Origin of the sequence: Leptospira inadai serovar Lyme str. 10 (genome assembly GCF_000243675.2) — a bacterium.
In the GTDB taxonomy this organism is placed as follows: domain Bacteria; phylum Spirochaetota; class Leptospiria; order Leptospirales; family Leptospiraceae; genus Leptospira_B; species Leptospira_B inadai.
Genome location: NZ_AHMM02000024.1, coordinates 342,652 through 355,992 on the forward strand (window position 1 = coordinate 342,652; position 13,341 = coordinate 355,992).

The 13,341-nt window shown below is 48.0% G+C and carries 13 protein-coding genes; 2 read left to right on the forward strand and 11 right to left on the reverse strand.

Annotated features, from left to right (window positions below; genetic code table 11):
* Nucleotides 1-2 precede the first annotated feature (2 nt).
* Genes hemL through LEP1GSC047_RS15455 form a run of 4 tightly spaced genes read right to left on the reverse strand, consistent with a single transcriptional unit; the run spans nucleotide 3 to nucleotide 4,700 of the window.
* Nucleotides 3-1,304 carry a glutamate-1-semialdehyde 2,1-aminomutase gene (gene hemL, locus LEP1GSC047_RS15440; RefSeq protein WP_010409982.1) on the reverse strand — a complete coding sequence of 434 codons (1,302 nt, stop codon included), beginning with the start codon at nucleotides 1,302-1,304 and terminating at the stop codon, nucleotides 3-5.
* Nucleotides 1,301-2,248 carry a porphobilinogen synthase gene (gene hemB, locus LEP1GSC047_RS15445; protein WP_039935309.1) on the reverse strand — a complete coding sequence of 316 codons (948 nt, stop codon included), beginning with the start codon at nucleotides 2,246-2,248 and terminating at the stop codon, nucleotides 1,301-1,303. The genes hemL and hemB overlap by 4 nt, the downstream gene beginning before the upstream one ends.
* A 14-nt stretch (nucleotides 2,249-2,262) precedes the next feature.
* A complete protein-coding gene (locus tag LEP1GSC047_RS15450; protein ID WP_010409985.1) occupies nucleotides 2,263-3,828 on the reverse strand; it encodes a hydroxymethylbilane synthase in 1,566 nt (521 codons plus the stop codon).
* Complete coding sequence (locus tag LEP1GSC047_RS15455; RefSeq protein WP_020988918.1) at nucleotides 3,813-4,700, reverse strand: hypothetical protein; 888 nt, start codon at nucleotides 4,698-4,700, stop codon at nucleotides 3,813-3,815. Before LEP1GSC047_RS15455 ends, LEP1GSC047_RS15450 begins: the two co-directional genes overlap by 16 nt.
* Between LEP1GSC047_RS15455 and LEP1GSC047_RS22565 the strand changes: the two genes are divergently transcribed.
* Complete coding sequence (locus tag LEP1GSC047_RS22565) at nucleotides 4,690-5,028, forward strand: hypothetical protein (RefSeq protein WP_010409989.1); 339 nt, start codon at nucleotides 4,690-4,692, stop codon at nucleotides 5,026-5,028. The two genes, LEP1GSC047_RS15455 and LEP1GSC047_RS22565, sit on opposite strands and share 11 nt — an antisense overlap.
* Here LEP1GSC047_RS22565 and LEP1GSC047_RS15465 read toward each other — a convergent pair.
* Nucleotides 5,005-5,880, reverse strand: a complete 876-nt coding sequence (locus tag LEP1GSC047_RS15465; protein WP_039935314.1) for a Cof-type HAD-IIB family hydrolase — start codon at nucleotides 5,878-5,880, stop codon at nucleotides 5,005-5,007. The genes LEP1GSC047_RS22565 and LEP1GSC047_RS15465 overlap by 24 nt on opposite strands.
* A 114-nt stretch (nucleotides 5,881-5,994) precedes the next feature.
* Between LEP1GSC047_RS15465 and LEP1GSC047_RS15470 the strand changes: the two genes are divergently transcribed.
* Entirely contained in the window at nucleotides 5,995-6,822 is an 828-nt protein-coding gene (locus LEP1GSC047_RS15470; RefSeq protein WP_039935316.1) for a 1,4-dihydroxy-6-naphtoate synthase, read from the forward strand.
* Between the two features lie 18 nt (nucleotides 6,823-6,840).
* Here LEP1GSC047_RS15470 and metF read toward each other — a convergent pair whose 3' ends face one another.
* The 6 genes from metF to LEP1GSC047_RS15495 all read right to left on the reverse strand — a co-directional run bounded on the left by metF (nucleotide 6,841) and on the right by LEP1GSC047_RS15495 (nucleotide 13,332).
* Entirely contained in the window at nucleotides 6,841-7,722 is an 882-nt protein-coding gene (gene metF, locus LEP1GSC047_RS15475) for a methylenetetrahydrofolate reductase [NAD(P)H] (RefSeq protein ID WP_010409995.1), read from the reverse strand.
* 33 nt (nucleotides 7,723-7,755) lie between these two features.
* Nucleotides 7,756-10,263 carry a discoidin domain-containing protein gene (locus tag LEP1GSC047_RS15480; RefSeq protein ID WP_010409997.1) on the reverse strand — a complete coding sequence of 836 codons (2,508 nt, stop codon included), beginning with the start codon at nucleotides 10,261-10,263 and terminating at the stop codon, nucleotides 7,756-7,758.
* A gap of 18 nt (nucleotides 10,264-10,281) precedes the next feature.
* Nucleotides 10,282-10,455, reverse strand: coding sequence for a hypothetical protein (locus LEP1GSC047_RS21715; protein WP_020988891.1), 174 nt, complete (start codon nucleotides 10,453-10,455; stop codon nucleotides 10,282-10,284).
* Nucleotides 10,452-11,354: a helix-turn-helix domain-containing protein gene (locus LEP1GSC047_RS15485; protein ID WP_010409999.1), complete on the reverse strand. Its 903-nt coding sequence runs from the start codon at nucleotides 11,352-11,354 to the stop codon at nucleotides 10,452-10,454. The genes LEP1GSC047_RS21715 and LEP1GSC047_RS15485 overlap by 4 nt, the downstream gene beginning before the upstream one ends.
* Before the next feature lie 393 nt (nucleotides 11,355-11,747).
* Nucleotides 11,748-12,596, reverse strand: coding sequence for a ParB/RepB/Spo0J family partition protein (locus LEP1GSC047_RS15490; protein ID WP_010410001.1), 849 nt, complete (start codon nucleotides 12,594-12,596; stop codon nucleotides 11,748-11,750).
* Entirely contained in the window at nucleotides 12,580-13,332 is a 753-nt protein-coding gene (locus tag LEP1GSC047_RS15495) for a ParA family protein (protein WP_010410002.1), read from the reverse strand. The genes LEP1GSC047_RS15490 and LEP1GSC047_RS15495 overlap by 17 nt, the downstream gene beginning before the upstream one ends.
* Between the last annotated feature and the right edge of the window lie 9 nt (nucleotides 13,333-13,341).

The window sequence follows — 13,341 nt, forward strand, 5'->3', positions numbered from 1 at the left end:
GTTTACGATCGATTCTTTTTGAAAGCTTCTTCCGCCAATTCCAAGGTTTTCGCGATTACCTGCGCAGTGTGTGCAAAGCCGGTAAACCCCACTTCATAACCGGAAGGCGCCAGATAAATTCCGTTCTCCAATAATAAATGAAATACTTTCGCGAAAGATTCCTTATGGCCCGCAGGAATCCCATCGACGGTTCGAATGGGGGAGGCGGTTTTTTTATGGAACCAAAATAGCGATGCGTAAGTTTCCGCCGCCCAGTCGGTTTCAGGATCATACTTTCTAAAAATTGAAAGGAGTCCCTCGGATAGCCGTTTCGTTCTTTCTTCTAAGATCGAATACACGTTTTCCCGTTCGCATTTTATAAGAGTCGCCAATCCGGCTCTCATGCCGAAGGGACTCGCACTTAATGTACCGGCTTGATAAACGGGCCCTTGAGGAGCGACTAAATCCATTAGCTCCGCTCGGCCGGCATACGCACCCACCGGAAACCCTCCGCCGATAATTTTGCCGTAAGTCACCAAATCCGGGCGAATCCCCAATTCGCCGCTCATTCCCGTAAGACCGACGCGAAATCCACTGATCACTTCGTCGAACAAAATCAAGGCCCCGTGCTTTCGCGCGACTGCCACGATTTTTTGCAGGAACTCCTTTCGTTGTATCAATAATCCGTAATTTGCAGGTAAAGGCTCGATCACAAGAGCGGCAATATTCTTCCCTTCCATCTCGAATAGATCTTCGACCATTTTCTCGTCGTCGAGAGGAAGGACTAACGTATTTCGTATAAGTTCAGAACCGATCCCGGCACTATCCGAAGACGATTCCCCGGCCAAACCGGAGCCGGCTTTTACCAAAAGGGCGTCCAAATGCCCGTGATAACATCCGTCAAATTTCAATATTTTATTTCGACCGGTCGCGGCACGGGCCACCCGCAACGCGCTCATGACCGCTTCCGTACCACTATTCACAAAACGGATTTTTTCCACCCAAGGGATTCGCGCGACGATCCACTCGGCTAACTCCAGGGAATAAGGCTCGACCGCACCGAAGCTCCACGCCAGCGAGGCGGTCTCCAGGACGATTTCTTCCACTTCAGGATCCCGATGACCCAAAAGCAAAGGGCCGAAGCTTAAGCAATAATCGATGTACTGCTTTCCTTCCACATCCGTTAATGAGGCCCCTTTTGCGGCTTGAAAAAATACGGGAGTTCCTCCTACGGATCGGAAGGATCTTACCGGAGAATGAACTCCTCCCGGAGCGACCTTTTTAGCGCGATCAAAAAGTTCCGAGGATGTGCCGTACGATTTCAAGCGAAGATCTCCTTTCCGCGTCTCGCGGCATACGTAATCAAGTACGAAGCTCCGGCCCGGCCGAACACTTGCCAGGTCTCCCTCAGGGCATCTTCGAATTTGCAAAACCCGTTTTCCGCGAGAAGGGATAATGACGCGTATTCACCGCTTACCTGGTATGCTCCCACAGGCAACCCCGTTGCGTTTCGTATCGGATGAATTAAATCAATTGCGGTTAGACCCGGCTTTACCATAAGCAAATCCGCTCCTTCTTTCGCGTCCCTTAACGAACACAGGAGAGAATCCTCCTTATTACGCACATCGATTTGATAGGAAGATCGATCTCCACGACCCGGAGCGGACTCCGCGGCCTCCCGAAACGGACCGTAAAAGTTACTCTTAAATTTAGTCGAGTAGCTCATGACCGGAACCGTCTCGAAACCGTGCTCGTCCAAAATTTTGCGATGGCTTGCGACTCGACCGTCCATCATATCCGAGGGAGAAATTCCGTCCGCTCCGGAATTCGCATAACAAAGAGCGATCTCCGAAAGGCGACGGACCGATTTAGCATTATCGATTCTACCCTTGGCATCCAATAATCCGCAATGCCCGTGGGTAGTTAAGGAGCAGAGACAGGTATCGATCCAGAGAAAGGCCTCCGGAAAATTCCGTTTAATTCCGCTTATGACTTCTTCGTAAAATTTCGTCGGAATGGAATCGTTCGACTTATTGCCCGGAACTAAAAAAAGCAGGAAATGATCGACGCCTAGTTTGGAATCGGACTCTATTTGTTTTAAAACGGTTTCCTTCGTATCTCGGAATACTCCGGGCAGGGAAGGCATACTTTCCCGATCCTTTAGGGATTCCGCAACAAATAAAGGTTGGATCATTTTTTTTGCATTCAAAGATTCGGAAGAAGTCAAATTTCTCATGGCCGGTAAAATCCGATTTCTTCTGAGCTCCATTCCGTACGATTCTCTCATAGATGTCCTATTTCCTTTTTCAGAAATTCCGGGATCTCTCCCTTGCAAGCATTAACCCAAGACTCATAGTTCGGGAAGGCATAAACCTTCCCGCTTGTTCCTAAGATATTTCTAATATACGAATATGTCGCTCCGGACCCGGTCGCGTGTATTTTCTGCGCGATGGATGGGTCCTTTCTGTATGCGCGCTCGAACTGAGTCGCGCTCATCCAAAAAAAATGAGAGTACTCCGATACGTCCCGCAATGGAGTTTCCCATTCGACTTTATATGTGGGCAAACGATCCCAAGTTCCTTCGACGATACCGCTTTCTTCGTGAGTTAGTTTAACGAAGTTCGGAATTTCCCCCAAAAGAGTCCCGAGATTTTTCGCATCACTTTCGCCCAATCCATCCGTAGACGCGTGCACCCATAGATCGCGGGACGCTAACTTCTCCCAAGTTTTAGTGCCTGCCACAACCAAAATCGTATCGGGCTCCGGATTGGACCAAGACTCCGGGAATGCATCCGCCCTTGCCACGAACCAAAATCTGCCCGTCGGCGGAGAAGAGGGGAGGGGAAGTCGGGTTCTTCCTGCGGTTTGTCTCTTCGTAGGAAAAACATGCGAACCGGAAATCGGACGAGGGAAATCATCGCCTTTCCAACGAATAGCGGAATCCAATTCCTCGCCGGAATCCGTTTTTCCACGCAGAAACAACACAGTGCCCGACTCGCCCGAATGAACCGCGACTCCTATTTTTTGGTGGCAACCTCCGCCGAACAAAGAGAGAAGCCTACGCTCATCCGTGACATTCCTCTCTTCCGACAGGCTCCGCAACGGAGAGAGAAGTTCTCGGACTCGGTCGTCGCCGGCGCGAAATTCCGCAGCCAGTGCGCCCTGAGCCGGTGCATTCGGATTTTTTGATAAAGGAAGAACCATGAACAATTGCTCGTTCAAAACGGAGCGTAACTGATCCCGTACCTCGACGTATTCCGGCTGCTCCGCAAAGGAAAATTCCCGAGACAAGAGACGGTCCAGCGCCGCTTTCGCCACGACTAGGCCCGAAATAGAATCGTCTTCCATCCATTTTCTGACTCTTGTTTGCACATTCCCGCGCACAGGATGAAAGTAAATCGGCTTTCCTTGATGACGACGAGGAAGAGCGAGCGGTAAAAAAGCGGAAAGATTATATTCCCTTCGTGGACTAGAAGAATGGATTTTGATCTCATTCGGAGGATTGTCGAATGTGGAACGTTTCCAGAGGAGGACATCCCGTTGGTCCGCTCGCGGAAGAACCATCACCGTTTCCGTTCCGGCATGACCTTCCAAGTCCAAATCCTTATAAGAATGGATGACTAGATCGACATTTCCGTCCGTTAATTCTTTCGTTAAATCCTGGGTGAATACCCCGCGAGTCGGCATCTTCCAGAGCGGAGTCACCAAATCCTGGTCTCCGCTGGCCTCTTTAAAAAATAGTTCGATGTTGAGATTCGGATGCGCTCTTAGTAAGGCATCACGTACGAGACAAGACTGGAGTTTTGCGAGAGAACTTTTTCTAGAGCCGATTCTTAAAACGAAGGACAAGGCAGGTCTTCCCAACCGAAAACGAATTGATGCGCTTCCAACTCTCTTTCTTCCAAAAGTCTCGCTAGGACAGAATCCAATTCTTCGCGAACTTTTCGAGTCCGTTCTTCGGTTTCCTTTAGAGAGGACATCATATCGGCAAAGGAAATATACCGCACTCCCTCGGGCAACCGAGACTCCAGAGGCTCTTCCCTAAAATCCAAAACCAAATCTCCGGGAGAAAGTTTATCCATCCAAGGCTCTAAATTTACCGGGGCAGCGATAACCCAGGCTTCCCCTTGAGGAGACCAGTCTTCCCAAAATGCAGTCGAAGAGCCGGAAGAATTTCCTAAAAATTCCAAACGATCTAGATTTCGGCCAACGATGCATACGCTGCGATCCGCTCCCTTCAACCAAGGTAGCATTTTTTCGGCGAGCTGTCCCGTGCCTAAAAGAGCAACCTTGCTGACCGGTCCTGCCGAACTCGCTAAATATTTTTGAGCCAATCCACCGTAGGATTGCTCTCCCAAATTCTGCAAGTATCCGGAACGCAATGATCTACAATCTTCGATTAAATTATCTCGTAAACGAGCAATGTATTCCCCGAACGCCGAAGAGGGAAGTTCTTGAAAACGCTGTCTAAACTGGGCCAGCACTTCGGTTTCTCCGAATAATTTCGAACGAAGACCGGAAATAATTTCTAGCAAGAGGCCGTACGCTTCGTATCCCGTTTTTACTTCCCATGTATCGGGAAGATCCAAAGACTCGGGATGAATTCTGGAATCGGTAACCCACACCGTTCTCATGCAGGTCTTCCATTGAAATGAATCAGGTACTAGGAACCCGTCTCGATGACCGGCTTCGGAATGGAAAACCTTCAGTGTGGACCACATCTCTACTAAAGATCATACCGAATTCCCGCCTTGTTTTGTCAAAATACTGTCAGCGGATTTGGAAAATATTCGAGTTGCCGCAATTGAGAACCATTTTCAAAATGACCCTATGGTCTGGGACACTCTCATTCAAGATTATATCGTTTATGCAATCGTGGGAGCGACCGCAATTTATCTTCTCTTTCCGCTTGTCTCCTCACTTAAAAACCTTTTTGGAAAACCCACTTCGGAAGAAATACGGTATGGATGTTATGAGGATGCCTGTGCTTCCTGCAGAGTCGTGCCCGTAAAAAAAGAATCCTCTTTAAGGAAAGCAAAGCGCGCCTAACTCCAAGAGAGTCATCGCAATCGCGTCCTCATCATTGCTATAGCGCGTAACGTATGTTGCGCGATCTCTTAAATAGGGAATCGCGTTCTTCATCGCAAAACCGAATCCCGCCTGGGAAATCATTTCCCAATCGTTTTTCTCATCCCCGAAAGCGACGACTCCCGCAGAGTCCAACCCGTTGGCTCGCAAAAAAGTATCGATCGCAGACCATTTCGAAACGTTCTTTTCCAAAACTTCCAAGCAATACGCGACCCCGTGGATACGCGTGATGACGGTTCTGAATTGGTCGGATTCGGGCAAAGAAAGCAGATTCCTTTCCAGCTCGACCAAGTGATCCTTTTGTTGCGATAAAAAGCAGGCCACCAGAATTCTATCGCTACCGTAATCCAAACAATTTTTCACCACACGACTTCGTTTCAAATCCCCTCCGGAGTAATTATGAAACTTAGGATCCGTAATCGGCGACTCCGCCAAAATATCGACGCCGTCCTCATAATGATCCACATGTAAAATAGGATCGAATCCGGATTTTTTACCCGAGTCCAAAACGGCAGCCGCAGCATTCGGAGAAAGATACGTTTCAGCGACCCTGGCCCCGGTCGGGCTGGCACGTAAAACTTGACCGTTATTGGAAACGACGAATAAGTCCCCGCTGAATTCCAACGCAAAGGGGAGGGCGGAAGAGAACCTTCTTCCGGTTGCAATGATTAAGCGAATTCCTTGGGCAAGAGCCGCGCTCAATACGTAATGGTTCAAACTAGAGATGCATCCGCGGGAATTCAGAAGAGTTCCGTCCAAATCCATCGCGATCGTATGTATTCCCTCGAGCTCTTTGCCGTAGGGAAACCGCATAAAACTAGATTCCAAAAAAGCCCCCTTTTGCAAGATTTTCCTATTTTCATACCGGAAGGCCAGCTTTCTTCCTTTTTTCGTTTTCAAAGAAAAGGAAAGTATTTGGCTGGGAGTATGAAACTTAGCCTCGCATATTCTCCCTGCCCGAACGATACTTTCATTTTCTATCATTTAATCGCAGGCAAGACCAAGGCTCCGTTTTCCATCCAAGAAGAATTGCATGACGTGGAGCAACTGAATCGCTTTGCAAAAGAAGGAAAATTCCATTCCTCCAAACTTTCCTTTGCGGCGTTCTTTCAAGTCGCGGACCGGTATTCCTTGCTTGACTCAGGTTCGGCGCTCGGAAGAAATTGCGGCCCACTAATCGTAAAACGGAAGGGAACTCCCGCCACGAGTCCTAAGGGAAAAAAAATTCTCGTCCCGGGGGCCTGGACCACCGCCAACCTTTTGACTCATTTGTATTTGGAAGGCGATTACGAACCGGTCCCGATCCGTTACGACCTGATTCTGAATCAAGTATTGTCGGGCAAAGCGGAGTTTGGAGTCGTTATCCATGAAGAAAGATTCACGTACGAAAAACGAGGCCTGGAAAAAGTTCGAGATTTAGGGGAATGGTGGGAAGAAACGAGCGGGGCACCGATTCCTTTAGGCTGCATCGCAATCCGAAGAGATTTGGAGAAAAATCTAAAAGAGGATTTGGATTTCTCGATTAAAGAAAGTTTATCCCTTGCGTACGAAAATCGGGAAGATACGTACGATTATATTTTCCGCCACTCTCAAGATACGAGCAAAGAAGTCGTGGATGCTCATATCGACCTCTATGTAAATGAATTCTCCCGGAGCCTGGGGGACGAAGGCAGAAGAGCGATTTCCACGTTATACAAAGAAGCACTTCGTACCGGCCTTGTTCCGGCAGGGCGAGAAACAACGCTATTCACATAACCGAAAGGAAGAACGAAACTATTTTCCTTCTCCTCGAAGCTCCCTTACGATATCATAGCTAGCATGGGATTGATTCAGGGTATACAGGTGAATCCCGGGAGATCCCATTTCGATCAACTCCCTACACTGTTCCACGCTAAAATTCAAACTTCTACGATAGAATTCTTCGGGACGATTTTGCACTTCTTCCAGATCCACCAAAAGCTTCTCAGGAAACTCGCAGGCGGCCATACTTCTAAATCTTTCGATTTGCGAAAAAGAGGTGATCGGCATGATCCCGGGAACGACCGGCACCCGAATTCCCTTCTTTCTAACTAGATTCAAAAAGGATTCGAAAATCTCGTTTTTAAAGAAGAGCTGTGAAACCAAATAGTCCGCTCCCGCATCGACTTTTTTCTTCAGATTGTCGACGTCCTTGTCCAGGTCCGTTGACTGTGGATGCTTTTCCGGATAGCAAGCCCCTCCCATACAAAAATCGAAACCCTCCGATTTGATAAACGAAATTAGTTCGCTCGCGTGCTCGAAACCGCCTTCGACTTTTCTAAAAGCGCCTTCGCCCTTAGGAGGATCTCCCCGGAGTGCCATTAAATTGCGGATCCCCGAAGATTCGATCTCCTTTAGAATAGTATGTATTTCTTCCTTATTTCCTCCCACGCAAGTGAAATGCGCGGCTGCGGCCAGATTGAATTTTCGGGCCAAATCGGAAGTGAGTCGAATCGTTTTGTCTCGAGTGGATCCTCCGGCTCCGTAGGTTACCGTAATATAGCCCGGATTGACACGCGAGAGCTCCGTAACGGTTTCATATAATTTAGCTTCTCCTTCCATCGTCTTAGGAGGAAAGAACTCGAAGGAGTACACGGGTTCCTTTGCGTTAGTATATATTTCTAGAATTTTTTTCATATTTCCCTTCCTCCGAAATCCCGGAGGCTTGCGTCAACCGCAGCTTAATAAAACCGGAATTACGCCGCGGCCGTTTCTTTGCGCGCCCAAGGCCTTGGCAACCAATGCCCCGTGCTTTAGAGTTTCGGAAGAGACCCGGACTGCGTGCCCTCCCGTCAGCCCGACAGAAAGCAGATCGCCCGGTAGGATAGGCTGGGACTGGGCCTCTACGTTTGCAAGAACCACTCCGGAGATCGCCACTAACCACTGCCCCTCGACATGCGGCTTTTCTCCCAATACCATCGCTGCCGATTTTACGGCAACTCCGACCACATTGGTGGCGTTGGAATTTTTAGATTTACGAAGCCTTCCGTCTTCTCCCATCACCAGCCAATCTCCTTCCGCAATCACATCGCCGGACTGTACCGGGAAAAAATGGGCAATGCAATCGGTGCCTTTTCCCGTCTGCACGAAAATAGTTCCGATAAAATCGGATTCGCCTTCCGCGAGTAATGCTTTCCCGGATCCGGTTTCATTTAACTGGGGAATTCCTTTCCCGCTCGCATACACTGCATGTCCGGAACGAGAATGAAACCATCCTCCGAAGCCTCGCTTCGCAAGCCCCAAAATACCTGCCGATTCCCGGTCGCCGGAAGAACTATCCCCGCGCACTCCGAATTTTTCTCCGTAGGCAAGAACTCCGATATGCCGTCCTGATCCTACGATACCGGAACCCTTCTCGGCCTCATTTCTCGCATAGATAAGCCCATTATTTTCGGGAGGAGGTGAGATATTCAAATATGGCGCCTCGACCGTTCCTTTCACTCTTAGGAATCCGCTATGCGAATTAAAGTCGTGCTCCAAGGGAGCGTAATCATGACTGTGAGGTTTCGGTGACCTGGCGTCGGACAAACGAGGATCGTCCGCAGATACCGCGTGATTCGGAATCGATTTGCCGGCAGGAGCCAACGCGATAATCCCCGGATATTCCGTACTCGCATGTCTCAATCGTTCATCATTTCCCTGAACAACTACGCCTTCCTTCGATTCACCGGATCGCCCAAGCTGCACGATTCCGAATGTCTGAGTGGTGGCCAATTTTAGGCGTTTATCATTCCCCTGAACGGCGGCTCCCGCGGCATCTTCTCCGCTGGAAGCGAATCTTAGAATTCCGGATGTTTCCGTCGTCGCCGCTCGCAATCGAGGGTCATCCGAGGTTACCACCTTCCCCGGAATCGCTTCTCCGGGAGAAGCCAATTGAACCAAACCGAATCGATTCATATTCGCGTGCTTGAGACGATCGTCGTTTCCCTGGACTGCGACTCCCTCTTTTGTTTCTCCGTTCTCCGCAAGCTCCACAATTCCTTGGGCCTGCGTGGTCGCCGATTTTAGCCGCTCATCGTTTCCTTGAACGACTCGATCCGCTCTGTTCTCCCCGTTCATGGCCAGCCTGACAAGACCGAACGTGGTCTCACTTGCGTGCTTCAAGCGGCGATCGCTGCCCTGAACCGCGACGCCCTCCTTGTCTTCTCCATCGGAGGCCAACTCGACGATCCCTTTATATTCGGTGGTAGAATCCCGTAAGCGACGATCATTTGCCTGAACCGCGGCACCTTCGGAAGTTTCGCCGTCGACCGCAAGGCGGACCAACCCGGCACGAAGAACGGTAGCATAGGGAAGAGGTTCCGCCGTCGGTTTATGCGTTAAGTCGCTTAAATAAGGAGCTGCGTACAGTTCGACTTCCACGATGCGAGTCGCATAGGACTCCTGATTCGTCTTTTTTTGGGGCCTAGATACGAACTTTAAAAATCGAATATTTGCCGGTAAAAATCTCCACTGATACCAAACGCCGAGTTCGGAAAGAAATTGATTTTCCTCCAAAAGCTGATTCCAGGTCAGATCGTCCTCGCTGTAGTACACCGTAAACGTTTCGGGAAAAAAGGACGGAGCCTCTTTGGGAGAAAGCAACCTCAGCTCGTTGACCCTGCTGATAGATCCCAGGTCCACTAGAAAAAATTCCTCCTTAGGTTGAGGCGATACCTGGGAGGCCCAGCCGTAATCCGGACGTTGATCGATCAAGTTTTCTTTTACCCAAAACCGATCCCGCTCCGAACTCACCTCCACTTTTACGATGCCGGAAACTCCCACTTCCAGATCGGCTATGCCCACCGTCCATTTCGAACCTTCTTTTTCGGAGACCTTACTGACTAGTTTTAGAAAGTTAGCGCGAACCAGAGAGAAATTCCAATGCCCGATCTTTTTATTGGAACGTCGGAATCCGGTCTCTTGCAAAATAGGCTCCCAAACTTTCCCATCCAACGAAATTTCAAATCGGAATGTGTCGGGAAAATAGGCCGCCTTAGATTCGGATGAATGAAGCCGAATCTGATTAAAACTGGATCCTTCTCCTAAGACTAACGTAATGACTCCGATTCCGGGAGAATCTAGACTCTCAGAATACCCGCGGAGTTTTCCTTCTTTTAGATCGAACGTCCCTTTGGTTCGAACCTCGCGAATTTTTACAGGCTGGGGATGACTGATCCGAATGGAATCTTGATTCATAAAGCTTGGATTGATCCTTTAATTATTACCGAAAAATTGAATGCGAGAAATCAAATCGCCGGCAATCAATCCCGGGTTATTTTTTTCAAAAAGAAACATTTGAAAAAGCGCCATCCATTCTTTCAATCCTGGCTTGGTTGGATTGAAAGAATCTATAGCACTGAGAAGCGCCGCATACGGATTAGGCTTCATGCTTTTGTACGATTCTCCTCTTGCTTCGCGGAAAATATAACCAGTATCGATGGGTGGATTGTGTCTGTGAAGTACTTTGTAACGATTGTTCTCAAGGCGACAGGTACCGGATCGATGACCAACAAAGTCCGTCCATCCGGTTCGACTCGAATATTTTGCAAGACCGCGACACTAGACGGGGAGAGCAAATCTTTGCACCAATCTAAAAATCCTTGCCATGACGCTTCATAACTGCGGGAGAAATTTCGGTCTTGCGGAGACGCTCCCGTTCGGTGCTCAAAATTCGGCTGTTTACCTGCGCTCGAAAGATTTCTACAAATCCCTCGAATGTAGTATAAATTTCCTTCTTGGTTCTGCGCCTTGGCGATCTCCATCGCCTCTGCCAGAATACCAGGCCCATATTCCCTAGAGAGAAAATCTAAAGATAATTTTTGCGCCTCTTTGCGCAGATCTGGTTTTTGGTTTTGGGTATTATGGATGGTTATATTAATATTGTTTGGGGATACCTCTCGAACCCCCTCAGGGCTACCATCCTGAACCCCGGAGGCTCCCGCTTCTACACCCCTGGGGTTTCCAAAAATAACCCCCTGGGGTGGGATTTTGGAACCGGGGTAGTTGAAGCAGAAATAATACATGGTATTCTTATGCCCGGTCCCTGGGACGAATTGCAGAAGGCCTGCCTTAACTAGGTCTCTCTTGCCCTCATTAATGGATTTCTTTGTTTTTAAGCCCGTGAGCCTTAATAGGATTTCATTGCTAGGCCAGACCGGTTTAAAGGTCTGGTCGCTAAATTTAAGCAGGACCAAATACAGCGTCTTCCCGGCCGCAGAGAGGTGAGCCCAAACCCCAGATTCAATGATGTCTGTTAGGAATTTGATATATGGATAATGCTCGCCCATAGCTCGGATCCTTTTGCTCCCGGAAGCAAAAAATTAATTTTAAGCAAAAAATCCGAAGGTAGTTGACATTATCTGACATAAGGTTACTTATGTCTCATCCAACAACATTCCTTCGGGAAGGTCCGGCCCCTGGAAATCTCCAGGGGAGTTTTTTTATATCCGGACATAGGACATGCCAGCGCCTTTCTCCACCGGGTATGAGAGAAAAGTACTACATTTCCGTTTAGAATATTATGTCACATAGTATTTCCGTTTTTTCCTCTGTCAATCCCATTGGCTAGATTCCTCCCCCTTCTTTAAAAAATCTTTTGCTTAGTACATGTTTGTACTAAGCTTACTTCGTTTAACAATGATGAATAAGAGAAGTTAGCTCGCGGAAGGAGGATAGAGCAGTTAGGAAGGTTTTCCGAATTTTTTAGAGATTTCTTTTCGCAGAAATTTATACATTTCCTGAAGGAACTCTTCGTCATCGGAAGATACTAGGATCGAATTTCCTTTTTTTCCTAGCTTATAAGGGCGAGGAGAATATTCCTGAGCGTGGACCGATTCATGAGGCTTGGTACCTGTAGTGGGGAAGAGGGTGTTTTCCGATCTGTTAAAAGACTTTGCATCTTTTACGGTTTTGAGTTCGCCGGAATTGAATTTTTGGATAAAATCCTGAAATGTCCCTTTTTTGGAGGCATTTGCGGCCTGGATGAGTAAGTTCTTGGTTTCGATTCCGGAATCTTTGCAAATTTTTAATTCTTCTTTATTCAGCCCGGAAATGCCCAGCAGCTCGGTCATATAGCTCCTGCTTTTTCCGAACAAATTTCCGAGCTCCAGATCCGTATAAGAGAAGGTCAATTTTAAGTGGCTCATTGCTTCTATTTCCTCATAAGGAGATAGGTTTTCTCTTTGAAGGTTTTCTATGATTGCTAACCGGAAGGTTTCTTTCGCGTCGCGGTCTAGAATTTTACATTCGACTTCGGCCCAGTTTAGGAGGGTTGCGGCATGAAATCTTCTTTCACCGGCAATAATGGTATAGTATTCGTCATTGGATTGTTTTGTTACTAAGATCGGTTGGAGCAGGCCGTCTTTTTGAAGGCTCTGGGCCAGCTCTTCCACTCCTTTTTTTCGCTCCTGCCTGGGCTGGCTTTCGGATGGCCGAATCTTATCTAATCGTATTTTTCGGATGGTGCCTTCCAGCTTTTCCGCTTGAAAGACGTCCGCCAGTGACCCAAGCCGTTTACTTTTTGAGCTCATTCAGGAACTCCTCTACGAAACCCTCATATTCCTGAGCTTGTCGACTCGACTTATTATATTCGAAAACCGATTTTTTGGCCAAGTGGGATTCGCCCACGGCCACGCCGTCAGAAATACTATTTTCAAAAATTCTAAAGTATTTTGTCAGAACAGGAACAATCGTTTTGGTCAATAGGGTTTGAGGTTTTAGCTGCGTTACCAACGCCCCCAGGATTTCTAATCCCGGATTAATCCTTTTTTTAATACTATTGATTGTTTGCTGCAGCCCTAGAATCCCATCAACGGAAAACTTCTCCGCCTGTAATGGGATAATCACATAATTGGAAGCGACGAGTGCGTTAATTGTAAAAATGGAAAGGCTCGGAGGGCAATCTATAATACAAAAATCCAAATCCTTTTCAAGATCTGCCAAAGCGTCCCGAAGAATGTACGGGGCGTCTACGATGGCTGCGACCGTCTCTGCCTCCGCGAGCGCGAGCCTAGACGGAGCGATACTGAGATTTTCTACATGTGTAGGGACCATAACATCCCTCACTTTTGCCTTTGCTTGAAAGATATTGTGCATGGATTTTTCAAGACTATCGGGATTCAAAAAAATTCCAGTGGAGTTTGCCTGAGGATCAATGTCTATGATGAGAGTCTTTTTGCCACGGCGTGCGAGGCCCCATGCGAGATTCAAAGAGGTGGTCGTTTTGCCTTCCCCTCCTTTTTGATTTGCGATAGATACTACGATCATTCTGGTCCC

What these genes read in the sequence shown, in the direction of transcription:
- hemB (WP_039935309.1), bottom strand. Translation starts at nt 2,248, where the DNA reads ATGGAGCTCAGAAGAAATCGGATTTTACCGGCCATGAGAAATTTGACT.
- LEP1GSC047_RS15455 (WP_020988918.1), bottom strand. Translation starts at nt 4,700, where the DNA reads ATGTGGTCCACACTGAAGGTTTTCCATTCCGAAGCCGGTCATCGAGAC.
- LEP1GSC047_RS15465 (WP_039935314.1), bottom strand. Translation starts at nt 5,880, where the DNA reads ATGCGGTTTCCCTACGGCAAAGAGCTCGAGGGAATACATACGATCGCG.
- LEP1GSC047_RS15470 (WP_039935316.1), top strand. Translation starts at nt 5,995, where the DNA reads ATGAAACTTAGCCTCGCATATTCTCCCTGCCCGAACGATACTTTCATT.
- metF (WP_010409995.1), bottom strand. Translation starts at nt 7,722, where the DNA reads ATGAAAAAAATTCTAGAAATATATACTAACGCAAAGGAACCCGTGTAC.
- LEP1GSC047_RS15480 (WP_010409997.1), bottom strand. Translation starts at nt 10,263, where the DNA reads ATGAATCAAGATTCCATTCGGATCAGTCATCCCCAGCCTGTAAAAATT.
- LEP1GSC047_RS21715 (WP_020988891.1), bottom strand. Translation starts at nt 10,455, where the DNA reads ATGAAGCCTAATCCGTATGCGGCGCTTCTCAGTGCTATAGATTCTTTC.
- LEP1GSC047_RS15485 (WP_010409999.1), bottom strand. Translation starts at nt 11,354, where the DNA reads ATGGGCGAGCATTATCCATATATCAAATTCCTAACAGACATCATTGAA.
- LEP1GSC047_RS15490 (WP_010410001.1), bottom strand. Translation starts at nt 12,596, where the DNA reads ATGAGCTCAAAAAGTAAACGGCTTGGGTCACTGGCGGACGTCTTTCAA.
- LEP1GSC047_RS15495 (WP_010410002.1), bottom strand. Translation starts at nt 13,332, where the DNA reads ATGATCGTAGTATCTATCGCAAATCAAAAAGGAGGGGAAGGCAAAACG.